This is a genomic window from Vibrio algicola (assembly GCF_009601765.2).
GTDB classification, from domain to species: domain Bacteria; phylum Pseudomonadota; class Gammaproteobacteria; order Enterobacterales; family Vibrionaceae; genus Vibrio; species Vibrio algicola.
Map to the genome: position 1 here is coordinate 2,115,147 of NZ_CP045699.1, position 26,342 is coordinate 2,141,488.

Sequence of the window (26,342 nt, forward strand, 5' to 3'; positions counted from 1 at the left end):
TTATTTATGGTTAAAACGACAAGGATCGTTACGATGATTTCACCTGATTCACCTCTGCGCTTTTGCTGGTTATGGCTCGCGTCTGCCTTATTAGTAATTAGCTCCGCTTTACACGCCCAAGAAAATACCTCTATCACCATTGGTAGCGGTTCGGTCTCGGGTGTCTATTATCCTGCTGGCGCTTCTATCTGTAAGTTAATCAATAAAGGTCGTAAACAACATCATATTCGCTGCTCGGTAGAATCCAGTAATGGTTCAATCGATAATCTCACTCAGCTGCAAGCGCAAGATATTGATATCGCGATCACTCAAGCTGATTGGCAATACTACGCCTATCATGGCAGTGGTCCTTTTGCCAGTGCAGGAGCCTATAAAGAGCAGCGCGCTTTGTTCTCTTTGTATAACGAACCTTTTAATTTATTAGTGCGCTCAGACTCAGCCATTCATGGCCTACCCGATTTATTAAATAAGCGAGTCAGTTTAGGCAGCAATGGTTCGGGCGATCGCGCCACTATGAATATTTTAATGGCACAATCAAAATGGGATGATGATAGCTTTGCCTCAACCCAAGCTCTCGCGGGTTCTCATCGCGCTAAAGCATTATGTGATAATCAAATCGATGCTTTTGTGGCTTTTCTTGGCCACCCCAATGCTTCAATTAAAGAAGCCACCCAAACCTGTAAAGCCCAACTGATTCCGGTGGTCGGAAAAGGGGTAGATAATATTGTTAAACGCAGTGCATTTTATACTTACACCACCATACCTGGCGGAATTTACCCTAACAACCCAGACAGCATAAAAACCTTTGGGGTACTATCAACCGTCGTCACCAGCACCGAACTGCCCGATGAAAACGCTTATCAAATAACCAAAGCGGTATTTGAAAACTTTGAGATATTCAAACGTCTGCACCCGGCATTTGCCCATTTAAAAAAGCAGAATATGGTCAAAGATGGGATTTCAGTGCCACTTCACCCTGGAGCGATCCGTTATTACAAAGAGGTCGGACTGCTATAGTCAACTTGCTGGTTATTTCAGCCATAAAAAAAGCGATCCAACCGGATCGCTTTTTTGTGTATAGCATTGCTTCAATGATGGCTTATTTTGCCAAGCGTTGTCTTACCGCTTCAAATAAACATACGCCAGTGGCAACCGATACATTCAAACTTGAAACACTACCTGCCATTGGGATCTTGATTAAATCATCACAGGTTTCACGAGTTAAACGACGCATTCCATCACCTTCTGCGCCCATCACAATCGCCAAAGGTCCTGTTAATTTTGCTTGATAGATATCTTGGGTCGCTTCACCCGCTGTACCCACAAACCAGACACCTTGCTCTTGCAGCGCGCGCATCGTGCGAGCTAAGTTGGTGACACGCACAAATGGAACACTTTCTGCCGCGCCACACGCGACTTTGCTTACTGTACCGGTTAATGGCGCTGACTTATCTTTGGGTACGATAACCGCGGCAACACCTGCCGCATCGGCATTACGCAAACAAGCGCCTAGATTATGCGGATCCGTCACACCGTCGAGCACCAATAATAACGGATGCTCACCTTTGGCTTTGTAAGCGATCATAATGTCATCAAGATGATTCTCATTCAGCTGTTTAGCCGGTTTTACTTTAGCGATAATACCTTGGTGGTTAGCCCCTTCAGACTTGTCATCTAACGCTTTACGCCCCATTTGCTGTACCGAAATACCATACTTCTTTAGTTGGTTAATTACCGGCATTAAACGGTCGTCTTCACGGCCTTTTAAAACAAAAGCTTCAATTAAGCGCGCAGGATCTTTTTCTAGAACCGCATTGATGGCGTGGATGCCAAAGATAAATTCGTTACTCATGGTCTACCTTGTGGGTCGATCATCGACCCCATATTAATTATGGATCGATCTTAGTGATCGATCCTAATGACTGAAAATAATATTACTTACTGCTCGCGCGCTTCGACGCCGACGGTTTGCTGCGTTTTGGCTTAGTGCCAGGTTTACCCGCCTCTTTTGGCTTACGCTTGGCTTTTTTCTTTTTCGCCGGTTTGCCTAATGTTTCTTCCGGTCGCTTAGTCGGTTCAATTAAAGGCTTGGCTTTTTTGCCTGGCTTATTGGCTTTTACCGCTTGTTTCTTTTTACTGATTTCTTTTTTATCTGCATTCGCGGCGCGTTTCTTGGCGGTTTTGCCTTTACCACGCACTTCGCGGCTGCTGCCAACAATTTCAAAATCAATTTGACGGGTTTCAAGATTCACAGCTAAAACCTTCACCTTAACAGTGTCACCTAAGCGATAAATCAGGCCTGAGCTTTCACCGACTAAGCGTTGACCCATAGGATCAAACTGATAGTAGTCATTGGCCAGCGATGAAATATGCACTAAGCCGTCAATATGCAAATCACTTAAACGCACAAAGAAACCAAAACCGGTCACGTTTGCGATCACGCCATCAAGCTCTTCACCGACATGATCTTGCATGTATTCACATTTAAGCCAATCGGATACATCACGGGTAGCATCATCGGCGCGACGCTCTGTGGTTGAACATTGCTCACCGTAAAAGTCCATTTCATCAACGTTATAGTGATGACCACCGGTTGATGAACTTTCGCCTTGAGAGATGAGATACTTAATCGCACGATGCAGCAGCAAATCTGGGTAGCGACGAATTGGCGAGGTAAAGTGTGCATAACGTTGCAACGCTAAACCAAAGTGACCACCGTTAGCTGGGTTATACACCGCTTGCTTCATTGAACGCAGCAACATGGTCTGGATAAGCTCTTTATCTGGACGCTCGGCAATCAATTGGATCAAGGCGGCATAATCGGTTGGTGTTGGGGTTAATCCGCCAGTTAAACCTAAACCGAGTTCACCAAGAAAAGATCGAAAACCCGTGAGGCGCTCTTCACCCGGAGTATCATGCACGCGATACAAAGCCGGCTCTTTGGCTTTTTCAACAAACGTTGCTGAAGCGATATTGGCTAAGATCATACATTCTTCAATGATCTTATGCGCATCGTTACGCACTACAGGTTCAATGCGATCGATCTTGCGTAATTCATTAAAGATAAACTTCGTTTCGGTGCTTTCAAACTCAATAGCGCCACGTTGTTCACGCGCTACTTTCAGCACTTGATACATCTTATGCAACTGCTCGAGATCCGGCACCACTTTTGAATAGCGCTCACGCAGCTCTTGATTGCCATCTAAAATTGCCCCAACCTTGTTGTAGGTAAGACGAGCATGAGAGTTCATTACTGCTTCGTAATGCTTATAACCCGACAGCTTACCCGCCGCTGAAATGGTCATTTCACATACCATACATAAGCGATCTACTTGAGGGTTAAGTGAACATAAGCCGTTGGACAGAACTTCTGGCAACATCGGCACCACTTGCGCAGGGAAGTAAACCGAGTTACCGCGCTTAATCGCTTCTTTGTCGAGGGATGTTTTAGGGCGAACATAATAACTTACATCAGCAATTGCCACCCATAAACGCCAGCCACCACCTTTTTTAGCTTGGCAATAAACGGCATCATCAAAATCACGCGCATCTTCGCCATCAATGGTCACTAACGGTAAATCACGTAAATCAACTCGACCTTGTTTCGCTTCTTCTGGTACTTCTTCGGCTAAATTTTTAACTTGTTGCTCAACTGCTTGTGGCCATTCATTGGGAATTTGATGAGTATGGATCGCAATTTGGATCTCCATACCTGGCGCCATATTTTCGCCTAATACTTCGATGACTTTACCCATCATGGCGCGTGAACGAGTGGCACGAGCGGTCAGCTCAACGATCACCACGTTGCCCATACGAGCCCCAGCACGAAACTCTTCAGGAATGAGAATATCTTGGCAAATACGAGAGTCATCAGATACCACGTAAGCATGGCCATCTTCCATAAAGAAGCGGCCAACCAAGTTAGTTTTACGCGCTTCAAGAATGCGCACTAAACGCCCTTCTTTACGGCCACGCTTATCTTCGCCATTGGGTTGCACTAATACGTAATCGCCATGGATAATAGTGCGCATTTGATGAAATGGTAACAAGACATCGTTATCTTTACCTACGCTACCGTCTGGGCGCACCCAACCAAAGCCATCTTTATGACCGATGACGGTACCTTTAATCAGATCGATTTTTTCAGGTACGGCGTAACATTGGCGACGAGTGAAAATTAATTCACCATCACGCTCCATCGCACGTAAACGACGGCGCAGTCCTTCATAATTATCTTCGCCTGCTAAATTTAGCGCTTCGAAGAGATCATTACGATTCATCGGCACATTCGCCTTAGTTAAGAACGATAAAATGAATTCTCGACTCGGAATGGGGTTTTCGTATTTTTCTGATTCTCGCTTGGCAAAAGGATCAATTATTTCGGGACGTTCGGACATGACAAACCTGCTTATAGACGCAAAGTGTAATTATGATTATATCTGACAGCAGCATTAAGCTACAGAAATGGTTTGGAAAATGACAAAAATAGCGAAAAAAACGGCCTATATTCTTAAACTGGCGTTAAAAACAAAAGTAATTCGTCATTATCCGCCAAGAGATCTTGCAGTGTCACTTTATCGAGTTCAGCAATAAAAGCTTGTTTTGCTTTGGCAATATGGCTTTTTAAACGGCAAGCAGAAGTAATATGACACGCTTCAGGAGCACAATTAACTAACTGCATTGGTTCAATACCGCGTACCACTTGGCCAATAATAATATCTTTTGCCGGTAACCCGAGCAAGATCCCACCATTTTTACCACGGATCGCAGTAATATAACCAAGCTGAGCCAATTTATTGATAATTTTGATCATGTGATTTTTAGGCACATTAAAAACTTGGCTTACGGTGTTGATATTGGTTTTTTCACCTTCAGGTAGTGAGGCTAAATAAATTAGCGCCCGCAGTCCATAATCGGTAAAAGTGGTTAATTGCATACTATCTCCTGTTGAATGTGTTCAATATACGCTTAATTAACCTCAAGGTCATCTTGCTGATGTGACTTCATTATAAATATTCATTTGACTAAAAGATACATTTTAGATACAACTTACAAAGTAATCGTCCATATAACTATAAAGGTGTTCTAACAATGCTCACTCAATCTACTATCGACATCGTAAAATCTACCGCTCCGCTGATCGAACAAGCGGGTCCGGCTCTTACTGCGCACTTTTACGATCGCATGCTATCGCATAATCCAGAACTGAAAGATATCTTCAATCTCACCCACCAAGAAAGTGGCAGCCAACGTGAAGCGCTATTTAATGCGATTTATGGTTATGCCAGCAATATTGAGAATATTGAAGTTCTATTGCCAGTGGTTGAAAAAATTGCCCAAAAGCACACTAGCTTTAATATTACCGCCGAGCAATATCAAATTGTTGGTAGTCACTTACTGGCAACCATTGATGAATTAATGAGCCCAGGACAAGCGGTGATTGATGCTTGGGCTGAAGCTTATGGCCTGTTAGCTACCGTATTTATTACTCGTGAAGAAGAAATCTACCAAGCAACCGAAAGCCAAAGTGGCGGTTGGCGTGGTACCCGTGAATTCAAAGTCATCGAAAAAATCGTCGAAAGCGAAGTGATCACCAGCTTTGTGTTTGCACCAGTTGATGATAATACGGTGGTAGGTTACAAGCCTGGGCAGTATATCGGTATTTACCTAAACTCAGATAAGTTTGATAACCAAGAAATTCGTCAATACAGCTTGTCAGATGCGCCAAATGGCAAAACTTACCGCATTTCAGTTAAACGTGAAGATCAAGGTATTGCTTCAAATCACCTGCATAGCAGTATTAATGTTGGCGATAGCGTTCAGTTAGCTGCGCCAGCTGGAGACTTCTTCTTAACCACAGAACCAAATACCCCTATCGCGCTCATTTCAGCCGGTGTTGGTATTACGCCAATGATGGCGATGTTAGAAGCGATTAAAGGAACTCACAGCGCACCGATCCATTGGTTGCATGCAGCAGATAATAGCCAGCGTCATGGTTTTAAAGCTCGCCTACATGAGCTTACCCAGCAAACCGTTAACTTGAATCAATACACTTGGTATCAAGAAAAAGATGACGAAATTGAACATCTTGACGGTCTGATCGATTTAAACCAAATTAAAGCCGATATAGATTGGGATAAAACCGATTTCTACTTCTGTGGCCCTGTGGTATTTATGCAGCATGTTGCTAAGCAATTATTAGCATTAGGTGTCAGCGAAGATCGTATTCACTATGAATGCTTCGGACCACACAAAGTACTGTAATATTTTAGATAACAAAAAGCCGACGCATTATACGTCGGCTTTTTTGATTGTTCATTTAACTTAAATACATTGAAAACCAATCACAGAAGATTGGAGCAAGTATTAGCTGTTAAATGGGTGAACCTTAACGATAGTTTCGTTACGATCTGGACCCGTTGAAACGATATCCACTGGCACACCAGTTAATTCTTCAATACGTTTGATGTAATCAAGAGCAGCTTGTGGAAGCGCATCGATTGATTTAGCACCGAAAGTATTTTCAGACCAACCTGGCATGGTTTCGTAAATTGGAGTCGCTTTCTCAAATGCATCAGCCGCTAATGGAGACACGTTCATTACTGAACCATCTTCCATTTGGTAGCTAGTACAGATTTTAAGTTCTTCTAAACCATCAAGAACGTCAAGCTTAGTTAAGCAGAAACCGGTAATTGAGTTTAGTTGCACCGCACGACGCATCGCAACCGCATCAAACCAACCAGTACGACGTAAACGCCCCGTGGTTGCACCAAATTCGTGACCAACAGTACCAAGGTGTTTACCAATTGGATCTTGCTTATCAATACCATCGTATAATTCAGTCGGGAACGGACCTGAACCTACACGAGTACAGTACGCTTTCGCGATACCTAAGATGTAACCTAAGTGACTCGGACCAAAACCAGAACCTGCAGCAACACCACCAGCGGTAGTATTTGAAGAAGTTACGTATGGGTAAGTACCATGGTCGATATCAAGTAATGTACCTTGTGCGCCTTCAAACATGATTTTATCACCACGTTTACGAGCAGCATCCAGCTCATCGGTTACATCGATAACAAGAGAAGTTAGTAGATCAGCATAGCTTTTCACTTGCTCAAGTACTTCTTCGTAGTTCACTTCTTCTACTTTGTAGTAGTTCACTAATTGGAAGTTATGGTATTCCATTACTTCTTTTAGTTTCTCTGCAAAAGATTCCATATCAAATAGATCGCCAACGCGTAAACCGCGGCGAGATACTTTATCTTCATAAGCAGGACCGATACCACGACCGGTTGTACCAATCGCTTTTTTACCGCGAGCGAGTTCACGCGCTTGGTCTAAAGCAATATGGTAAGGAAGAATGAGAGGACAAGCTTCAGAAATGTATAGGCGTTCACGAACAGGAATGCCTCGCGCTTCAAGCGGTTTCATTTCGTTTAATAAAGCGTCAGGTGACAGTACTACGCCATTACCGATAATGCATTTCACATTGTCGCGTAGAATACCTGATGGAATTAAGTGAAGAACGGTTTTTTCACCGTCAATGACTAGAGTGTGACCTGCATTGTGACCGCCTTGATAGCGAACCACATATTTTGCATCTTCAGTTAAAAGGTCAACTATTTTGCCTTTACCTTCGTCACCCCATTGGGTGCCTAGAACGACTACGTTATTTGCCATTTTTAAATCTGCTTGCTAGTTAAAAAAGGATTCTAGCATACCAACAATCGTTGTTGCAGTCATTTTTTAGATGAATTTTTATGCAGTTTCATTTTTTGCTGATTTTTTCTTACTTGACAGTATGTTGTGGCTGGTATCAATGATATATCAGCGTTAATCACTACGACTTTAACAACATAAATACCATTACCCCACCGGCAACCACTAATGCGCCACCCACTCGTCTTAATTGAGCATCTGGCAGTTGAGCGACTTGAGCCACCATATTACGCCATGCTTTTGGTGCAAATGCTGGGCCTAAACCTTCAAAAACCAATACCAAGCCTAGCGCTATTAATAAAGATGTCATGTTCATTACTCATATTTTGTCTACGATTTATCATCATAGATTTCATGAAAAAAAGGGAGCCAATTCGGCTCCCTAGTTTATATCGATATTGATTGAGTATTCATCAATAGATAATTATTTGTCAGTTTTACGTCCATCACTGGCATTCATGTACTTGAAGAAGTCGCTCTTAGGATCGAGTACTAACAAGTCGCTCTTATTGCTAAACGATTTCTCGTAAGCTTTAAGTGAACGCAAGAAGCTATAAAACTCAGGTGCTTTTTGGTACGACTGTGCATAAATCGCCGCCGCTTTTGCATCAGCGTTACCACGAGTCACTCGAGCTGTTTTATCCGCTTCTGCTATTGTAGTTGCCACTTCAAGTTCCGCTTGAGCACGAATGATTTCGGCTTTTTCACGACCTTGAGAACGGTGCTTACGAGCAACAGATTCACGTTCAGCACGCATACGACGATAAATAGATTCGCTGATTTCATCAGGTAAGTTGATTTTCTTCATACGGAAGTCAACCAGTTCAACCCCTAAATCTTTCATTGCACTATCACGCGTATCATCCAATACATCTTGCATGATCTTATCGCGTTCACCATCAACTTCTAATGCTTCTTTAGCTGATTCTGGCAACCCTTCATCATCTTTAATGGTATCTGCTGCAACGATCTCACTACGAGGACCAGAAACAATTTGCTTAATTTCACGCGAACCAATTTCAGAACGAAGAACATCAGTCACTTTACGCTCAAGCAATGCTTCTGCTGTTAATGCGTTACCACCACCAGTGGCTAGGTAATACTTACCAAAGTCACTGATTTTCCATTTGACATAGGTATCAATGATGACGTCTTTTTTCTCTGATGTAACAAAACGATCCGCTTTGCCATCCATAGTTTGGATACGAGCATCGAGCGTTCTGACGTTATCAAAGAAAGGCATTTTAATATGCAAACCTGGTGGATAAATTCTTGAAGACACATCATTGGTATCTTTAAGCACTCGTCCAAAACGGATCACGATTCCGCGCTCACCTTCAGGAATAACAAACACTGACATCAGTGTCACAACAATTAAAATCGCCACTAAAGGGATAAATAACTTACGCATGTTTAGAATCTCCCTTTACGTGTTGAAGTCGAACTTGAATGTTGATCAGTTTCATCACCATTTGGTTTGCTTGCATCTAGCTGAATGCCATCATACTCAGAAGAGGATTTATCTCCGGTGCGGGCTTTCGCTGGTTTTGATTTAGCGTCCGAAATTAACTTATCAATCGGTAAATACAACATGTTGCCAGATGACTCAGAATCAATCAGCACTTTCGAACTGCGGGTGTAGATTTTTTCCATCGCATCAAGATACAGACGATCACGCGTTACTTTTGGCGCCGCGTTGTATTCAGGCAATAGTTTATTAAACTGAGCCACTTGACCTAATGCTTCGTTCACTGTGCGTTCGGTATAACCTTGAGCTTCTTTCTTCAAGCGCTCGGCACGACCGGTTGCTTTCGGTAAAATCTCATTTTTATACGCTTCGGCTTCACGAATGAAACGCTCTTCATCTTCTCGAGCTGCAATCGCATCATCAAAGGCATCTTTTACTTGCTCTGGTGGGCGAGAAGATTGGAAGTTAACGTCCGTTACCGTTAGACCCATATCGTACTTATCAATAATTTGGTTTAACGTTTCTTCTGTGGTTTGACGAATTTGCTGACGACCACTGGTTAGAATGCTGTCCATCAAAGAATCACCAATTACGGCACGAAGCGCAGAATCGGTTGCTTGACGTAGGCTGTCATCAGCATTGGTTACGCGATATAGGTATTTATAAGGGTCTGATACTCGGTATTGAACCCCCATTTCTACCGTTACCACGTTTTCATCTTTGGTTAGCATGAGACCGCTAGCGCGTAATGAACGAATCGCTTGTACGTTAACAGGCGTCACTTCATCAATAAAACGAGGACGCCAGTTTAGACCAGGGTCAACCATTTTCTCATACTTACCTAAGCGAAGTACCACACCGCGCTCAGCTTCACCAACGGTATAGAAGCCAGAGAAAACCCAGATTAAGACTGCGATCAGAGCAATAGCACCAAAGCCCATTGCACCGCCGCCACCAAAGAGTGGTTTTCCATTTCCTTTTTTACCGAATGTTCCACCTAATTTTTGGCTGAGTTTATTAAACACCTCATCCAAATCAGGTGGTCCTTGATCTCGACCGCCGCGATTTTTATTCTTACCCCAAGGGTCTTTATCGCTGCCATTATTGTCGTTGTTATTTCCAGGCTCGTTCCACGCCATTAGAAAGCTCCATCGTGTAGATATGACGTTCATACCAATCATTAATAATAAAAAGTTCATACAAAATAGTTTTTAATCAAACCATTAGTCGTAAACCACTTAATAATATCGCTGTTTTGATATCATATTGTAGTAGTTAAGTCTGTGACGATAAGGTCACTCAAAACCACCTCTTCTCTTTTTTCTAATTTTAACCAATCAACTTGTTGCATTCGAATATCAATCAATAAGTTACCATCTTGATCGTACTCTTCTGCTTGGATCGCATTCATTTGAAAGAATAAACTACGAATACGTCCTTGATGCATAGGTGGAATACACAGCTGATATTGAACAATTTGTGTCGCCAAACGCTCAGTAAGCGCGGTAAACAACAAATCTAAGCCAATTCCATTCATGGCAGAAACCCAAACCACACGAGGAAGACCTTCTTCATCTCGATCTATTCTTGGTTTTTGTCCATCCATACTATCAATTTTGTTCATCACTAACAGTGACGGTACTTCATGCGCATCAATTTCTTCTAAAACCACATCAACCGCATGAATGTTCTCACGAAAACGCTCATCACTGGCATCGACAACATGTAACAAAATGTCTGCTTCTTGCGTCTCTTGCAAGGTCGCTTTAAATGCTGCAACTAGATCATGAGGAAGGTGACGAATAAAACCAACCGTATCGGCTAGGATTGCATCGCCCACATCTTCTAGTTCGATTTTACGTAACGTGGGATCCAATGTCGCAAATAACTGATCGGCAGCATACACTCCGGCTTCAGTAATTCGATTGAATAACGTCGATTTACCCGCATTGGTATAACCAACTAATGAAACGGTCGGAATTTCAGCTCTCTGCCTGGCTTTTCGGCCCTGTTCGCGTTGTTTTGCAACTTTAGCTAAACGACGCAAAATGGCTTTAATTCGCTCACGCAGTAATCGTCTATCCGTTTCTAGTTGAGTTTCACCCGGTCCACGTAAGCCAATCCCGCCTTTTTGACGCTCTAAGTGGGTCCAGCCTCGGATCAAACGCGTCGATAAATGACGCAACTGCGCCAATTCAACCTGCATTTTACCTTCATGGGTTCGAGCGCGCTGAGCAAAGATATCTAAGATCAAGCCGGTACGGTCAAGTACTCGACACTGGCACAACATTTCTAAGTTACGCTCTTGCGCCGGTGTTAATGCATGATTAAAGATAACAATTTCAGCACCTTGAGCTTGCACTGTATCGGCAATCTCTTGTGCTTTGCCGGTCCCTACATAATATTTAGCATGCGGGGATTGGCGACTACCTGTCACAACCTGTAACTTATTAACCCCAGCGGAAGAAACCAGCATTTCAAATTCTCTGAGATCTTCCCACTCACCTTCTTGGGTGAAGTTGATATGAACAAGCACTGCCTGTTCACCAGATTCATAACGGTCAAACAAGTAGTTCGCTCCTTAGTTTTGGTAATAAAATAGTCTTAATCTTCTGAATTATCTTGCTGTGGTTTCTCTTGCTGCGCCGGACGCTCAGTCGTATGGTGACTCACCGCGCGGGCAGGAACAACCGTTGAAATGGCATGTTTATAAACCATTTGGCTGACGGTGTTTTTCAACAAGATAACAAATTGATCGAATGATTCAATTTGTCCTTGCAGCTTAATACCATTAACGAGATAAATTGAAACTGGGATACGTTCACGTCGTAATGCATTCAAGAATGGGTCTTGTAAAGATTGCCCCTTAGCCATGTTTTTCTTCCTTATTTATTTGTTATTTTATTTTTAGCTAATCTCACTTTGCTACGCATCAAGTTACAAAAAACCGATACAAGAAAGTGGTCACACAATAAAAGCAGTGCTAAGACTTCATCTAAAATAGAAGAAGTTGTGCATTAACGAGCAAAATGGCTCGACTGCCGAATTTTTATCTTCATATTGAAAATAATGAATCTTCTAGGCTAGTTAGTTCCTAGATACTTACTTTCAGCGATCAAAGTAGCAATCATACTGATTAGTCTCAGTATATACTCAAATCACGGTAAGATGCACGGATCAGCCGTCACTGGTTATCGCATTTGATAAAGTTTCTACTGATGCGTCAATTTTTTCACTGTCTAGCCAAGTTAAATCACCCCAACTACGCAGCCAAGTGATTTGTCTTTTCGCCAATTGACGAGTAGCGCACACCCCTTTAAATACCGCTTCATCTAGTGTGCCATTTCCATCAAGATATTCCCACATTTGTCGGTAACCTACGCACCGAATTGATGGTAGATCAAGATGTAGATCACTGCGTTGATGTAAACCGCTCACTTCTTGTTCAAACCCTGCCTCGATCATTTTCTCAAATCGCAGCTCAATCCGACGATGCAATTCCGCTCGCTCTTTCGGCATAACCGCAAACTGCTTGACTCGATACGGGATCGGCTCGCCTTTTTGCTCGGTTAGTTGAGTTAAGGTTTTACCTGAAATACGGAAAACTTCTAACGCACGAGATAAACGCTGTGGATCATTCGGGTGGATTCTTTTAGCTGCAACTGGATCGATACTGGCAAGCTCTTGGTGCAGTGCTTCCCAACCAATATCTTGTGCTTGCTGCTCTATTTGTTGGCGAATAACCGGATCGGCAGCTGGCAATGGGGATAAACCTTCTAGCAGTGCTTTGTAGTACAACATGGTCCCGCCAACTAATAATGGAATTTTGCCTTGCGCGACAATTTCCGCCATTTGTTGCAGTGCATCACGACGAAAATCCGCCGCCGAATAAGATTCGCTAGGATCCAAAATATCAATCAATCGATGGGGCGCTAATGCCAGTTCTGCAGCATCTGGTTTAGCGGTGCCGATATCCATACCTTTATAAATCAAGGCGGAATCGACACTGATGATTTCCACTGGATACTTTTGACGTAAACGTATTGCCAGCTCGGTTTTACCTGAGGCTGTCGGCCCCATCAAAAATAATGCTAAAGGTAATGTTTGGCTCATGATTGCAGCACCGCTAGAGTAGATGAAAAATCAACGGGTTGAACCCAGTTATATTGTTGTAATGGCAAAGCGGTTCCCCAAATTTGTTCAAGTTCCGACACCAATTGAATGGCTTGCGATAAAGTATAGCGAGTCTGAGTAACACTAATATGTTTTGTGAGCCATAAACTCAAAGCCTGATAAGTGATTTCTTCGCCACCACTTTGGTTGTCATATTGGTGACGGTTAAGGTAGCCTAAAAGCTCAGGGATCAAGATTTGTAAATTCTGTTGTCTTAACGGTTGTGGTACCCCCACCACCATTAAATGCTGCCCTTTGGCTTGTAATTCAACCCCCAGTTGCGCTAATAGTGCATGCTGACTTGCTGCGGTCGTTATCAAATCCAGCGATAGCGGAAGACTTAACGGGATCAATAGAGGCTGAGCTTTCAAGCTTGGTTCGCCATTAAGCAAAAATTGGCCTTGTATCTTTAAACTCGCCGCCTTGTTGAGATCCACCAATAGACAGCTTTGAGGATTTTGCATCAACAAATAACACTCTTGCACCACCGCTAGAGACTTACCCAAACTGGTGATAATGTTCGGTTCAGTTGACTCTGAGGCATGACTGGATTGGTGATTTTCTGGTTGCTCTACGCATTCTGGTTTTTCAATTGGGTCGAGTGTTTGAAATAAGGCGCGATAGACTTCTGATTGCTTAGGGTGATAACTTGTCGATGACGCTCTTGGGCGACTCGAATGAGCTTTAGTATTAGCATTAGCATTAGCATTAGCATTAGGGCGCGAGTTTTCATCTTGATCGTCCGTTTGCCAAGCCTGATGAGTCGATACAGTATAACCTTGTCGCTGATCGCTAATGTATTGGCTCGCATTGCGCTTACCTTGCGCGCTGTCATCTCGGCCCTGAAGATCCTCGTTTTGAGATGAATGTTCAGTTTGTTCATCCACTTGAGGCGGGCTAGCATACGCTGATTTAGCAATAGCAGGAGCGGTAATATCGACCACTTGCGATAATCCATCGCGCAATGCTTGATAAATAAAATCATGCACTAAGCGCGCTTGATGAAAACGGACTTCATGTTTCGCAGGGTGCACATTGACATCAACTTGATGTGGATCGATTTCAATAAAGAGTACATAGGTGGCAAATTGATCTGGGCGCAGCGCCGACTCGTAACTTTGCCTAATCGCATGATTAATAAGCTTATCTCGCATCATACGGCCATTAACATAGCAGTACTGCAAATCACTTTGACTGCGCGCACCGTCGGGAGTAGTGATCCAGCCTTTTAGTTTGAGATCGTTGTGATCTAAAGCGATCGACACCGCATGCTGCATAAAGCTCGAACCACAAGCGACGCCGATACGTTTTTCGATTTGAATATCGTTTTTTGCCGCGCGATATTGGCGGATCACTTTGCCGTTATGACGCAGGGTAATCGACACCTCGAAGCAACTGAGCGCAATTCGCTTTAACAGTTCATCAATATGGGTAAATTCGGTTTTTTCCGTGCGTAAGAATTTGCGTCGCGCTGGAGTATTAAAAAATAAATCCACCACTTCAACTGTGGTGCCAATAGGGTGAGCGGCTGGGGTTAATTGCACCGCCATATCTCGCCCTTCAGCATAAGCAGACCAAGCTTCGCTTTGAGTGGCAATACGCGAGGTTAAGGTTAAACGAGAAACCGAGCTAATACTGGCCAGCGCTTCACCGCGAAAACCAAGGCTAATGATCGCTTCTAAGTCATCTAAACTGTGTATCTTTGAAGTGGCATGGCGACTTAACGCTAAACCCAATTCATCTTTGGCGATCCCCGAGCCATTATCTCGCACTCGAATGAGCTTGCTACCGCCTTTTTCAATATCAATATCAATACGGGTCGCACCAGAATCAATACTGTTCTCAACTAATTCTTTCACCACAGATGCAGGGCGTTCTACCACTTCACCAGCGGCGATTTGGTTGGCCAGTCGAGCTGGTAAAATTTTAATCGCCATCGCTACACCACTGATTTTCACTATGAATACTAATACCTCAACAAACGTTTAATGTTTAATGTTTAATGTTTAATGTTTAATGTTTAACGCTATCTCAGATTATCGTTTATTGCTTATTGCTTATTGCTTATTGCTTATTGAGGAATAGTTAACTTCTGACCCACCGCCAAACTATCAGAGCGCAAATTATTGGCTTTACGGATTTCGCTCACCTTGACGTTATATTTTTGTGCGATACCACTTAAATATTCACCACTTTTTACTTGGTGCGTGACGGTCTTAGTCGATTTTGGCACCGCGATTTTAAGCTTCTGACCTAACTTTAGCGTATTGCTGCGCAAGTTGTTTTGTGCCTTAATTTGTCTGATCGATACATTGTATTTTTCAGCTATTTTACCTAAGTAATCCCCACGTTGAACCACATGAGTAATGTCTTGCGTACCGATTGACAACGAAGAAGCTTGAGTGCTTGAAGTGGAAGCCGTTGTGCTTGGTGCGGTTACTTTTAATTGCTGCCCCACCTTTAAGCTCGAGCTTTTTAAGTTATTCCACTGCATTAGATTGGCTGTGCTGATGTTGTATTTCTTAGCGATAACCGAAAGCGATTCACCACTTTTTACTTTGTGAGTGCCAGAAGAAGCATGATTAACCACCATTGCTCCTTGTACTGGGTTATCTTTAAAGTATTGCTGAATAGCCTTAGATATAGCTCCTGAAAGTTGATTTTGATGATAGTTTTGCACCAATAACTTCTCTTCCGCAGGATTGGAAATAAAACCAGTTTCAACCAAGATTGATGGAATATCAGGAGACTTCAAAACCGCTAAACTGGCATAAACGGGTTTAGAGGTATGCATCCGTGTTACTTGACGCAATTGCTTGATCACATGCAGTGCTAGCTTGTTACCTTCAGTTTGTGAATAGCCAAATTGGAGATCGAGTACCGTTTGGCTGACGTTTTTATCATGAGCATTTTTGGCTAGCAATAGACCACCACCGCCCAATAACTCAGATTGCTCTTCTTTTTTTACCACCCAACGACCAATTTCAGTATTGGCTCGACGAGTACTTAATACGAACACCGACGCACCACGCGGGCCTGATGTGGTGTAACTATCAGCATGGATTGACACTAATAACAGCGCTTTATTCTTACGTGCGATCTCTGAACGTTCATTTAAGTTAACGTAATAATCCCCTTTACGCGTCAATATCGCATGAATATTAGGGGTCTTCTTATTAAGATCATTCACCACTTTTTTAGCGATCGCTAACGTGACGTTTTTCTCATATTTTCGGGTTGGGCCAATAGAGCCTGGATCTTTGCCTCCGTGCCCAGGATCTATCGCCACTATAATTCGAGTTGGAGTTCTCGACACTGTACTCGGTATTGCTTGAGGTTTAGTCGCAGGTTTTATTACTGTTGGTTTAGCGACTACCGGCAAAGTATGGCTAAATTGCCCTGATTTTTGGTTGCTAACTGCCGCTGATCCATGTTTAAAATCCACCACCAAACGATGACCATATTGACCATTGGCGGTAGGGGCTAATTTAAACACTTCAGGATTTTGCTTCGATTTTAATTCAAACACTAACCGATAAGTTGAAGCAACCGGCGCGCCACTGCGACGAATTTTGGTCAAAACAGGGCTATCGGTAACTTTGACGGGTAGTTTTGTTTTTAAACTGGTGTTTTTAATGTCCACGACTAAACGGTTAGGCCCAGAGAGGGTAAAATAACTAAAGGTGGGTTCACTTCCCATGTCCATCACAACACGGGTATCGGTTGCTGAGGGCCATACACGAATAGTATTTAAAGAATTAGCCCATACGGTCGATGAAAAAGCCGCCAGTATCATGACTAAAAAGAAAGTTTTTGCTTTAACTAATTTAATCACAGCGTCAACTCGCTTAATAAAGATTGTCCATATTCATTATTGGCGGTCAACACCACTTGTCTATGGGTTTCAATGTAGCGCAATTCAATATCTAAATCGGCCAGCGGCAAAATGCCCTCGCCCTTTTCAGGCCACTCAACCAAACAAATCGCATCTGGGGTAAAGTAATCTCGGATCCCCATAAACTCCAACTCTTCAGGATCGGCCAAGCGATACAAGTCAAAATGATAGACCTGCCATTTATCTAATATATAAGGTTCAACTAAGGTATACGTTGGACTTTTTACATTGCCTTGATGACCTAATGCTCGAACAAAACCACGACTGAATGTGGTTTTTCCAGCACCAAGATCACCATGCAAATAAATCGTAGTTTGTTGTGAGCATAAATGGGCTAATTGAGTCCCTAAATCTATAGTAGCGGCTTCATCCATCAATAATGCTTGTTTGATTTTTGTCATGTTACTCTTGCTCATCAAAAGGTAATGGTCTAACGCTATATACCCACCAACATAAAGCTTCAATTTCAGTGGGTATAAAAAGAGTTTAAATACAGTGTTAAGAGTAATATTCTCTTAAGCACGTCATTATTCTACATATTGCCAATAAATTCTAAACAAAGTGTCAGAATTTAACTCAATATCCGCTTTATTCTGCTATCTATACCCAAGTAAGGTCAAGATGCAGAATTAAGAGCACTCTGGCAAGAAGTGGCTCAAGTAAGATTGGCGAAAGAATATAATTAATAAATAACCATTAAGAGCCATCGCAACCCTGGATTAGATTGGTTAAAATCTGCCCTCGATTATCACTTAAAAGCCAACCGCCATGAATTACACCGAACTTGCACAAAACATCAAACAGTGGGGCCAAGAGCTTGGCTTTCAAAAAGTGGGGATCTGTGATGTCGATTTATCCGAACATGAAGCTCAACTGCAGCGCTGGTTAGATGCAGGTCACCATGGCAACATGGACTGGATGGCAAGACATGGCATGATGCGTGCGCGTCCGGCCGAACTTCACCCTGGCACAGTGCGAGTGATCAGCGTGCGAATGGATTACCTTCCACCGCAAGCCCAGTTTGCCGCCAACCTTGCCGATCCTACCCAAGCTTATATTAGTCGTTACTCATTAGGTCGTGACTATCATAAATTAATGCGTAACCAACTGAAAAAGCTCGGTCAGCGTATTGAACAAGAAGTTGGCGCTTTTGGTTATCGCCCATTCGTAGATTCCGCACCTATTTTAGAACGTCCATTAGCTCAAAAAGCCGGACTTGGTTGGACAGGAAAACACTCGCTTATTCTTGATAAAGATAAAGGCTCTTGGTTTTTCTTAGGTGAACTACTGATTGATCTTCCTCTTCCAGTTGATGAACCGCAGAGCAATCAATGTGGAAAATGTACCGCTTGTATCACCTCTTGCCCGACTGGGGCGATATTAAGTGATGGCGTGGTGGATGCTCGTCTATGTATTTCTTATCTCACCATTGAGTTTGATGGCGTGATCCCAGAAGAGTTACGCAGCAAGATGGGTAATCGAATTTATGGTTGTGATGATTGCCAGTTAGTTTGCCCGTGGAACCGTGAAGGCGATATTACCGAACAAGACAGTTTCCATCGACGCCCTATATTTAATGACAGTAATCTCATCGGATTATTTACATGGGACGAAGCGGCTTTCCTAAAAAATATGGAAGGCTCTGCTATTCGCCGAATTGGTCATATTCAATGGCTAAGAAATATCGCGATTGCTTTAGGCAATGCCCCTTATCAGAACAAAATTTATGACGCCTTAAATGCAAGGTTAGGGTTAAATGCGCTATTAGATGTTCATATCCATTGGGCTTTAGAGCAGCAAGACAACAAAAAAGAAGTCGCGGTAAGAAACATTAAATTGGAGCGGTTAGTCAGAATTATTGAGAAAGGTTTACCGCGCGATGCTTAACACCCAAGCCGAGGATAGTGATACTGATCTCAAAAAAAATTGTAATGTGGAAAAAGTATCAAGATAGGCAACGTGACAAGGTGTAACGAAAAGTTAAACACATTCAAATTTCATGATAAAGATCAAGTAAAAATTAAATAAAGATCTTTTATTGAACCTGATCTTTTATACAGTTACTTTTTTTTTAATATAAAAAACAATAGCTTATGATGATTTAATTCGCTTTTTAATTTATTAAAAACCAGAAAGATCCAAATGAATATCGAAATATCAACGGCTAAAAAACAACTTACACACCAAGTTATCCACAAAAATCAATCTGTGGATAAACTTGTAGATAGCTTTTTCATCACCAATAAAAACGGTGCTTACAGCGGGTAATCGTTTTGAGAGTATGACAACTTGAGAAGTGACACTAACATCAAGGTAAGGAGTCAAACTAAAAAGAGCTATAATCCATTAATTATGGATTAACGATGAAATCGATTCGCGGTATGCAAATCACTATATTGCAGGGAATAAAAAACGATCTCAGATGAGATCGTTTTTTATTTTTAATTAGGCTACACGAGGTTCCTGCTTCTCTTTAAGCAAAGAGGCAAGGCTTAGGTGTGACCTCAACCTTGGCAAAGATGCGCTCTGCCACAAGCATGTCGTGTTTCGTTTACAAATTGGAGCGACACACGAGGCTCCCTGATCTTCAAGGTATTGGCGTGACCTCAACCTTGACAAGGGTGCGCTTTGCCACAAGCGCGTCGTGTTTCGTTTACAAATTGGAGCGACACACGAGGCTCGAACTCGTGACCTCAACCTTGGCAAGGTTGCGCTCTACCAGCTGAGCTAGTGTCGCGTTAAACTATGTGCTCTCATCGTTATAAAATAACAATGAAAACTAATGTGGTTCCAGAAGCAGGGTTTAAATCTACGTCCTTCGCCGATTTTATGAAGTGCTGAGCCCGACGAGCTATAGCGTTTTCACAAAATCTTTTAATGTGGTTGCGGGAGCAGGATTTGAACCTACGACCTTCGGGTTATGAGCCCGACGAGCTACCAAACTGCTCCATCCCGCGTCCGGATGTCATTGTTAAGTACAATGAGAACTTTACCTTCCACTTAAAAGAAACTGAGTAACTCAACTTCATTTTAAATTGGAGCGACACACGAGGCTCGAACTCGTGACCTCAACCTTGGCAAGGTTGCGCTCTACCAGCTGAGCTAGTGTCGCGTTAAACTATGTGCTCTCATCGTTATAAAATAACAATGAAAACTAATGTGGTTGCGGGAGCAGGATTTGAACCTACGACCTTCGGGTTATGAGCCCGACGAGCTACCAAACTGCTCCATCCCGCGTCCGGATGTCATTGTTAAGTACAATGAGAACTTTACCTTCCACTTAAAAGAAACTGAGTAACTCAACTTCATTTTAAATTGGAGCGACACACGAGGCTCGAACTCGTGACCTCAACCTTGGCAAGGTTGCGCTCTACCAGCTGAGCTAGTGTCGCGTTAAACTATGTGCTCTCATCGTTATAAAATAACAATGAAAACTAATGTGGTTGCGGGAGCAGGATTTGAACCTACGACCTTCGGGTTATGAGCCCGACGAGCTACCAAACTGCTCCATCCCGCGTCCGGATGTCATTGTTAAGTACAATGAGAACTTTACCTTCCAATATCTTTCTTAAAAGAAATTGGAGCGACACACGATGCTCCCGATCTTCAAGGCTTAGGCGTGACCTCAACCTTGGCAAGGATGCGCTTTGCCACAAGCGCTTCGTGTTTCGTTTACTATTTGGAGCGACACACGAGGCTCGAACTCGTGACCTCAACCTTGGCAAGGTTGCGCTCTACCAGCTGAGCTAGTGTCGCGTTAAACTATGTGCTCTCATCGTTATAAAATAACAATGAAAACTAATGTGGTTGCGGGAGCAGGATTTGAACCTACGACCTTCGGGTTATGAGCCCGACGAGCTACCAAACTGCTCCATCCCGCGTCCGATTTTTTTAGTTGATTAGAATCGAGTCTCTAATCTAGAGACTTCCAGCTTTCGAAATTAAATTCGCATAAACTAAAAGTCTTTTTATTTGAAGCGACACACGAGACTCCCGATCTTCAAGGCTTAGGCGTGACCTCAACCTTGGCAAGGATGTGCTCTGCCACAAGCACTCTCGTATTTCGTTTTAAAATTTGGAGCGACACACGAGGCTCGAACTCGTGACCTCAACCTTGGCAAGGTTGCGCTCTACCAGCTGAGCTAGTGTCGCATAACGTTTCTCACTATTTCAGAGATTCGCAGGTCTAAACAGTTTCTCCGTTTAGGGGTGCGAATTATAAGAGCATTTGATTTTGATGCAAGCCCTAGTTTGCAAAAAAATGAAAATAATTGTTTGATTGATTGAAAATAAAACAAATTGCTCTTATTGCCTGCAAAAGCGTTAGATTTTAAACACTGTTGAACGGTAATATTTCAATTCAGCAATCGACTCACGGATGTCATCTAATGCTAAATGACTGCCACTTTTAGAGAAACCCTCTAAAGTTTCTGGCTGCCAGCGGCGTGTTAATTCTTTAATCGTGCTGACATCAAGGTAGCGATAATGGAAGTATTCTTCCAGCAATGGCATGTGTTTATATAAAAAACGACGGTCTTGACCAATGCTATTACCACAAATTGGTGATTTCCCTTTTGGTACCCATTGCTCTAAAAAGGCAATAGTTTGAGCAATTGCATCATCTTCTGTCACAGTAGTCTCTTGCACACGCTTCACTAATCCACTGTTAGTATGGGTGTTAGTGCACCAATCATCCATTTTTGCCAATTCTTGTTCCGATTGATGGATAGCCAGCATTGGACCTTCAGCTAAAATATTTAATTCGCTATCGGTAACAATCGAAGCGATTTCGATGATTTTATGCGTTTCTGGATCCAATCCAGTCATTTCAAGATCAACCCAAATTAAGTTATCTTGATGAAACTTAGGATTTTGAGACTGTGTCATAGCATTTCCTATTCGATGAATTGTCTATTTAAGACATAATAGGTGTATCATACCCTGCTAGGGTTAAATCCAAAACCCTCTTAATTATTACGGAATATATATTACCTGTGGCTAAGAAGAAAAAGCTGACTAAAGGTCAAGTACGTCAAGTACGCACTAATCAAAGCAAACGCCTCAAACGCGAAGATTCCATCCAATGGGATGATGAAATGTTGGGTGAATTGCAAAAAGGATTGGTGATCACTCGCTTTGGTCAACATGCCGATATCGAAGATACACAGAGCGGAGAGATCCATCGTTGTAATTTACGTCGTGGCATTGAAAGCTTAGTGACGGGCGATCGCGTTATTTGGCGCCCTGGTTTAGAATCGATGGCGGGCATTTCAGGCGTGGTTGAGGCGGTAGAACCAAGAACCTCTATTCTGGTTCGTCCTGATTATTACGATGGAATTAAGCCAGTTGCTTCAAATGTCAATCAAATGGTAATTGTTGCTTCTGTTTTGCCAGAACTATCATTAAACATTATTGATCGCTACCTGATTGCAGCAGAAACCTTACAGATCGCACCATTAATCGTATTAAATAAGACCGACCTTATTCCAGCAGGTGAGCTGGCACAATATCAAAAAGCGCTCAGTCATTATCAATCGATTGGTTATGAGGTATTGTTCGTCAGCCGTGAAACAGAAGAAGGTTTAGACCAGCTACAAACTGCTCTAATTGATCGCTTAAATATCTTTGTTGGTCAATCTGGTGTGGGTAAATCCAGCCTAGTCAATGCGCTGATCCCAGAAGTGCAAATACTCGAAGGGGAAGTATCGGAGAACTCCGGTTTAGGTCAACACACTACCACTACCGCACGTTTATATCATTTCCCTAAAGGTGGTGATTTAATCGACTCACCTGGGGTGCGTGAATTTGGTTTATGGCACTTAGAGGCTGATGCAGTCACACAAGCCTTTATTGAGTTTCGCCCTTACTTAGGCGGCTGTAAATTCCGCGACTGTAAGCATAATGATGACCCTGGCTGTATCATTCGTGATGCAGTCGAAAAAGGCACGATTCATCGTATTCGCTTTGATAACTACCATCGTATTATCGAAAGCATGGGCGAAAATAAAGCCAATCGAACCTTTTCTAAAAACAAGAAAGATTTGTAAAATTCACATTAAGTAACGTCAAATGAAAACTCTGACAGAGGTCGAGTTTTAATAATACTATCGTCCCTTTCATTTAACTCTGTTATAGAGTCAAACCGAAAGCCCTGATAAGAATGGATAACAACGTGATAGATAAAATTAAAGTAACTTTGCAATATTGGATCCCGCAACATGGTTTAACTCGCCTAATGGGCAAATTAGCCTCTGCTAAAATGGGCAGTTTAAGCACCGCAGTGATCCGTTGGTTTATTAAACAATACAAAGTCAACATGGATGAAGCTGTTCACTCTGATCCAGCTTATTTTAATAGCTTTAACGAGTTTTTCGTTCGTGAACTTAAAGATGGCATGCGCCCAATTGCAGAAGGTGAGAATGTGATTGTTCACCCTGCCGATGCTCGTACAAGTCAATTTGGCCCAATTGAAAATGGTCGTTTAATTCAAGCTAAAGGCCATGACTTCTCTGCGCAAGAATTATTAGGTGGCGATGCCGCATTAGCAGAAGAATTTACTGACGGTGAGTTTGCCACTTTATACCTATCACCAAGTGATTATCATCGCGTCCATATGCCATGCGATGGTGTGCTGCGTCAGATGATTTATGTCCCAGGGGATTTATTCTCGGTCAATCCATTAACTGCCGCGAATGTACCGAACTTATTTGCCCGTAATGAGCGTGTAGTGTGTATCTTTGATACCGAGTTTGGCCCAATGGCGCAAGTACTGGTTGGCGCAACGATTGTCGGCAGCATTGAAGTCATTTGGGGTGGCACCATTACCCCACCAACCGGATCGTCGGTGCATCGTTGGAACTACGAAGGCGAACAAGCTATCACCATCAAAAAAGGTGAGGAAATGGGTCGCTTTAAATTAGGCTCAACCGTGATTAACCTATTTTCTAAAGACTCAATTCGCTTTGATAACAGCATGCAAGAAGGTGAAAAAACCGTACTGGGTACGCCTTATGCTCACAACAATGTGTCTGAAGCAGCGGAAAACAATGCTGAAAATACCGATATTGCCAAATAAATACATAATATAAGAACAACCAATCAGGGTGAGTATGATAAATGTTCACCCTTTTTTATATACTTATGATATCCGTTATGAATACTGACAATGGTGGTTAACTATTATGCTCATCATCGCTCACCGTGGCGCACGCTCAACTCATCCAGAAAACACACTGTCTGCCATTCAAGCTGCATTAGATGTTGGTTGCCAAGCAATTGAAATCGATGTGCAGGAGCACGATGGTCAATTTTGGGTGATCCACGACAAATGGCTTAATCGCACCACTGACCATATTTGTAAATTGCATTGGCTTAGTGCTGAGAAACTCAAAAAAGTGAAAGTGGCCAAAACCGAAACCATTCCAACCTTAATCGAAGTGTTGAAACTGATTGATGGAAAATGTGCATTAAACATTGAACTCAAAGGGGTTCAACATCTTGAATTGCTTTATCACCATCTTGATTTCGCGCTTGAACAATGCAATTTCGACGCTGATCAGTTAATTATTTCGTCCTTTAAGCACGATTGGTTAAAGCAGATAAAACAACAACAACCACAATGGTTACTCGGCGCACTAAGTGCCTCAAAGGGTATAGATAAATCGCAATTTGCCAAAGATCTGGGGGCGACAAGTATTAACCTCGATCTGGATATTGTGGATGAGGATTACGTTCATCATGCCAAGCAATTAGGTTTGTCGGTATTTGTGTATACCGTTAATCAGCCTGAAGATTGGCAATGGTTAGCGGATATTGGTGTCGATGGGGTGTTTTGTGATTGTCCGGCAGAGGCAATCGCGCAGTTTGCTCAGCCGAGTGGTTTTAAGTGGCTGTGAATCTGTCATAAATCAAATCATTCGATACGAGAGTCACAACAGATAAGGGGGCTCGCTTATTATTCTATAACCAATAAAAGCGAGCTCACGAATAGCCTCTTCCGAGCTGACAAAATTAAGCGATTAACGATCAATATCTTAATTTAAGCCCTTGGAAAAGAAAACGCGGTTACTTGATCGATATGATCCACCCCGATCGCCAGCATAATTAAGCGATCAATCCCTAATGCCACCCCGGCGCATTGCGGCAAACCAGCTTCAAGTGCGGCAATTAAATGGTGATCAATCGGTTGTGGGTTTAACCCCATTTGAATGCGCTGCTGATTGTCATGTTCAAAACGGGCTAATTGCTCCTTAGCATCGTCCAGTTCATGGAAGCCATTAGCCAGTTCAATACCTTTAAAATACACTTCAAAGCGATCGGCCACTCTTGGATCTTGTTGATTTATCTTAGCCAGTGCCGCTTGTGAGGCCGGAAAATCGTACACCATGACGGGAACGTTCTGCCCTATTTTCGCTTCAACTCCGACACTGAATAATAACTGTAATAAGGTATCTCGATTGTCTTCTGGCTCGGCAATATCTTGCAACCCTAATTGCGCTGCGACCACTTTCAATTCAGTCATTGACGCTTCAAGCGGACACACCTTTAGTACTTGTAAAAAAGCGTGTTGGTAAGTGATTTTCTCACACCTTTCACAGGCTAAAACCGCTTGTAATAATGCGTCCATTTCCGCCATCAGATCATGATGATCAAATCCAACTCGATACCACTCTAACATAGAGAACTCTGGGTTGTGATAACGGCCATTTTCTTCATTGCGAAAGGCTTTGTTGATTTGATAAATACAGCCACTGCCCGCTGCCAATAAGCGCTTCATGTGAAACTCGGGGCTGGTCATCAAAAACACCGTTTGACCATGCGCATAATCAGGACCAACAAACTCGGTTTTAAAAGTATGCAGATGCACGTCAGTCACGGTGGCATGACTCATGGCGGGGGTGTCCACTTCTAACACATTGCGCTCACTAAAAAAGGCGCGAATCCTTTGAATGACTTGTGCTCGTTGTTGAAGCTGAGGAATAGAAGCGGAAGGTTGCCAAGTGTGCATCACAAAATCTCATTGATGAAATAGAGGCGTGATAATAAATCGAGTGGCATAACAAAGAAAGCACAACCGTTCTTCAG

General features: G+C 42.7%; 22 protein-coding genes and 9 tRNA genes. 7 read left to right on the forward strand and 24 right to left on the reverse strand.

All coding sequences use genetic code 11. The features are described from left to right. Positions 1 to 33 precede the first annotated feature (33 nt). Positions 34 to 1,017 carry a TAXI family TRAP transporter solute-binding subunit gene (locus GFB47_RS09590; protein ID WP_153447787.1) on the forward strand — a complete coding sequence of 328 codons (984 nt, stop codon included), beginning with the start codon at positions 34 to 36 and terminating at the stop codon, positions 1,015 to 1,017. Between the two features lie 82 nt (positions 1,018 to 1,099). Here GFB47_RS09590 and rlmB read toward each other — a convergent pair whose 3' ends face one another. The 3 genes from rlmB to nsrR all read right to left on the reverse strand — a co-directional run bounded on the left by rlmB (position 1,100) and on the right by nsrR (position 4,936). Beyond that, complete coding sequence (rlmB, locus tag GFB47_RS09595; protein WP_153447788.1) at positions 1,100 to 1,852, reverse strand: 23S rRNA (guanosine(2251)-2'-O)-methyltransferase RlmB; 753 nt, start codon at positions 1,850 to 1,852, stop codon at positions 1,100 to 1,102. Between the two features lie 82 nt (positions 1,853 to 1,934). After that, positions 1,935 to 4,397, reverse strand: a complete 2,463-nt coding sequence (gene rnr, locus GFB47_RS09600; RefSeq protein ID WP_153447789.1) for a ribonuclease R — start codon at positions 4,395 to 4,397, stop codon at positions 1,935 to 1,937. A 113-nt stretch (positions 4,398 to 4,510) separates the two neighbouring features. Beyond that, positions 4,511 to 4,936: a nitric oxide-sensing transcriptional repressor NsrR gene (nsrR, locus tag GFB47_RS09605; RefSeq protein ID WP_153447790.1), complete on the reverse strand. Its 426-nt coding sequence runs from the start codon at positions 4,934 to 4,936 to the stop codon at positions 4,511 to 4,513. A gap of 155 nt (positions 4,937 to 5,091) precedes the next feature. Between nsrR and hmpA the strand changes: the two genes are divergently transcribed. Next, positions 5,092 to 6,264, forward strand: a complete 1,173-nt coding sequence (hmpA, locus tag GFB47_RS09610; RefSeq protein ID WP_153447791.1) for an NO-inducible flavohemoprotein — start codon at positions 5,092 to 5,094, stop codon at positions 6,262 to 6,264. Positions 6,265 to 6,366: 102 nt separating this feature from the next. Here hmpA and GFB47_RS09615 read toward each other — a convergent pair whose 3' ends face one another. The 10 genes from GFB47_RS09615 to tsaE form a co-directional block, all read right to left on the reverse strand. Further along, on the reverse strand, positions 6,367 to 7,683 hold the full coding sequence (locus tag GFB47_RS09615) for an adenylosuccinate synthase (protein WP_153447792.1): 1,317 nt from the start codon (positions 7,681 to 7,683) through the stop codon (positions 6,367 to 6,369). A 160-nt stretch (positions 7,684 to 7,843) separates the two neighbouring features. After that, positions 7,844 to 8,032, reverse strand: a complete 189-nt coding sequence (locus tag GFB47_RS09620) for a DUF2065 domain-containing protein (protein WP_153447793.1) — start codon at positions 8,030 to 8,032, stop codon at positions 7,844 to 7,846. Between the two features lie 114 nt (positions 8,033 to 8,146). Further along, entirely contained in the window at positions 8,147 to 9,133 is a 987-nt protein-coding gene (gene hflC, locus GFB47_RS09625; protein WP_153447794.1) for a protease modulator HflC, read from the reverse strand. A 2-nt stretch (positions 9,134 to 9,135) separates the two neighbouring features. Further along, positions 9,136 to 10,329, reverse strand: a complete 1,194-nt coding sequence (gene hflK / locus GFB47_RS09630; RefSeq protein ID WP_153447795.1) for an FtsH protease activity modulator HflK — start codon at positions 10,327 to 10,329, stop codon at positions 9,136 to 9,138. Positions 10,330 to 10,451: 122 nt separating this feature from the next. Next, the gene (gene hflX / locus GFB47_RS09635) at positions 10,452 to 11,759 is read right to left on the reverse strand and encodes a ribosome rescue GTPase HflX (RefSeq protein WP_153447796.1); all 1,308 of its coding nucleotides are present in this window, start codon (positions 11,757 to 11,759) and stop codon (positions 10,452 to 10,454) included. Between the two features lie 35 nt (positions 11,760 to 11,794). Then, a complete protein-coding gene (gene hfq / locus GFB47_RS09640) occupies positions 11,795 to 12,064 on the reverse strand; it encodes an RNA chaperone Hfq (RefSeq protein ID WP_153447797.1) in 270 nt (89 codons plus the stop codon). A 303-nt stretch (positions 12,065 to 12,367) separates the two neighbouring features. Then, positions 12,368 to 13,303 (reverse strand): tRNA (adenosine(37)-N6)-dimethylallyltransferase MiaA, encoded by a 936-nt coding sequence (miaA, locus tag GFB47_RS09645; protein ID WP_153447798.1) that lies wholly within the window; start codon positions 13,301 to 13,303, stop codon positions 12,368 to 12,370. Then, positions 13,300 to 15,300 carry a DNA mismatch repair endonuclease MutL gene (mutL, locus tag GFB47_RS09650; protein WP_153447799.1) on the reverse strand — a complete coding sequence of 667 codons (2,001 nt, stop codon included), beginning with the start codon at positions 15,298 to 15,300 and terminating at the stop codon, positions 13,300 to 13,302. Before mutL ends, miaA begins: the two co-directional genes overlap by 4 nt. 134 nt (positions 15,301 to 15,434) lie before the next feature. Continuing rightward, positions 15,435 to 17,159: a LysM peptidoglycan-binding domain-containing protein gene (locus GFB47_RS09655; protein WP_153448207.1), complete on the reverse strand. Its 1,725-nt coding sequence runs from the start codon at positions 17,157 to 17,159 to the stop codon at positions 15,435 to 15,437. A gap of 35 nt (positions 17,160 to 17,194) precedes the next feature. Continuing rightward, a complete protein-coding gene (gene tsaE, locus GFB47_RS09660; RefSeq protein WP_153447800.1) occupies positions 17,195 to 17,659 on the reverse strand; it encodes a tRNA (adenosine(37)-N6)-threonylcarbamoyltransferase complex ATPase subunit type 1 TsaE in 465 nt (154 codons plus the stop codon). Positions 17,660 to 18,026: 367 nt separating this feature from the next. Between tsaE and queG the strand changes: the two genes are divergently transcribed. Together queG and GFB47_RS16690 are read left to right on the forward strand one after the other, a co-directional pair. After that, complete coding sequence (queG, locus tag GFB47_RS09665; protein ID WP_153447801.1) at positions 18,027 to 19,145, forward strand: tRNA epoxyqueuosine(34) reductase QueG; 1,119 nt, start codon at positions 18,027 to 18,029, stop codon at positions 19,143 to 19,145. Between the two features lie 255 nt (positions 19,146 to 19,400). Continuing rightward, positions 19,401 to 19,526: a hypothetical protein gene (locus tag GFB47_RS16690; RefSeq protein WP_267904232.1), complete on the forward strand. Its 126-nt coding sequence runs from the start codon at positions 19,401 to 19,403 to the stop codon at positions 19,524 to 19,526. Positions 19,527 to 19,919: 393 nt separating this feature from the next. Here GFB47_RS16690 and GFB47_RS09670 read toward each other — a convergent pair. The 10 genes from GFB47_RS09670 to orn form a co-directional block, all read right to left on the reverse strand. Next, a tRNA-Gly gene (locus tag GFB47_RS09670) sits at positions 19,920 to 19,995 on the reverse strand. Positions 19,996 to 20,138: 143 nt separating this feature from the next. Continuing rightward, a tRNA-Met gene (locus GFB47_RS09675) sits at positions 20,139 to 20,215 on the reverse strand. Positions 20,216 to 20,294: 79 nt separating this feature from the next. After that, a tRNA-Gly gene (locus GFB47_RS09680) sits at positions 20,295 to 20,370 on the reverse strand. A 48-nt stretch (positions 20,371 to 20,418) separates the two neighbouring features. After that, a tRNA-Met gene (locus GFB47_RS09685) sits at positions 20,419 to 20,495 on the reverse strand. Between the two features lie 79 nt (positions 20,496 to 20,574). Continuing rightward, positions 20,575 to 20,650: transfer RNA gene (locus GFB47_RS09690), tRNA-Gly, on the reverse strand. Between the two features lie 48 nt (positions 20,651 to 20,698). Further along, positions 20,699 to 20,775: transfer RNA gene (locus GFB47_RS09695), tRNA-Met, on the reverse strand. A gap of 163 nt (positions 20,776 to 20,938) precedes the next feature. Further along, a tRNA-Gly gene (locus GFB47_RS09700) sits at positions 20,939 to 21,014 on the reverse strand. Between the two features lie 48 nt (positions 21,015 to 21,062). Next, positions 21,063 to 21,139 (reverse strand) — tRNA-Met (locus GFB47_RS09705). A 195-nt stretch (positions 21,140 to 21,334) separates the two neighbouring features. Further along, positions 21,335 to 21,410 (reverse strand) — tRNA-Gly (locus GFB47_RS09710). Between the two features lie 171 nt (positions 21,411 to 21,581). Next, a complete protein-coding gene (gene orn, locus GFB47_RS09715; protein WP_153447802.1) occupies positions 21,582 to 22,145 on the reverse strand; it encodes an oligoribonuclease in 564 nt (187 codons plus the stop codon). A 107-nt stretch (positions 22,146 to 22,252) separates the two neighbouring features. Between orn and rsgA the strand changes: the two genes are divergently transcribed. From rsgA to GFB47_RS09730, 3 genes are all read left to right on the forward strand, one after another. Beyond that, the gene (gene rsgA, locus GFB47_RS09720; RefSeq protein ID WP_153447803.1) at positions 22,253 to 23,305 is read left to right on the forward strand and encodes a small ribosomal subunit biogenesis GTPase RsgA; all 1,053 of its coding nucleotides are present in this window, start codon (positions 22,253 to 22,255) and stop codon (positions 23,303 to 23,305) included. 128 nt (positions 23,306 to 23,433) lie between these two features. After that, positions 23,434 to 24,333 carry an archaetidylserine decarboxylase gene (asd, locus tag GFB47_RS09725; RefSeq protein ID WP_153448208.1) on the forward strand — a complete coding sequence of 300 codons (900 nt, stop codon included), beginning with the start codon at positions 23,434 to 23,436 and terminating at the stop codon, positions 24,331 to 24,333. A 106-nt stretch (positions 24,334 to 24,439) separates the two neighbouring features. Beyond that, complete coding sequence (locus GFB47_RS09730; protein WP_153447804.1) at positions 24,440 to 25,153, forward strand: glycerophosphodiester phosphodiesterase; 714 nt, start codon at positions 24,440 to 24,442, stop codon at positions 25,151 to 25,153. A gap of 143 nt (positions 25,154 to 25,296) precedes the next feature. Here GFB47_RS09730 and epmA read toward each other — a convergent pair whose 3' ends face one another. Further along, positions 25,297 to 26,268, reverse strand: coding sequence for an elongation factor P--(R)-beta-lysine ligase (gene epmA / locus GFB47_RS09735; protein ID WP_153447805.1), 972 nt, complete (start codon positions 26,266 to 26,268; stop codon positions 25,297 to 25,299). Positions 26,269 to 26,342: the final 74 nt, after the last annotated feature.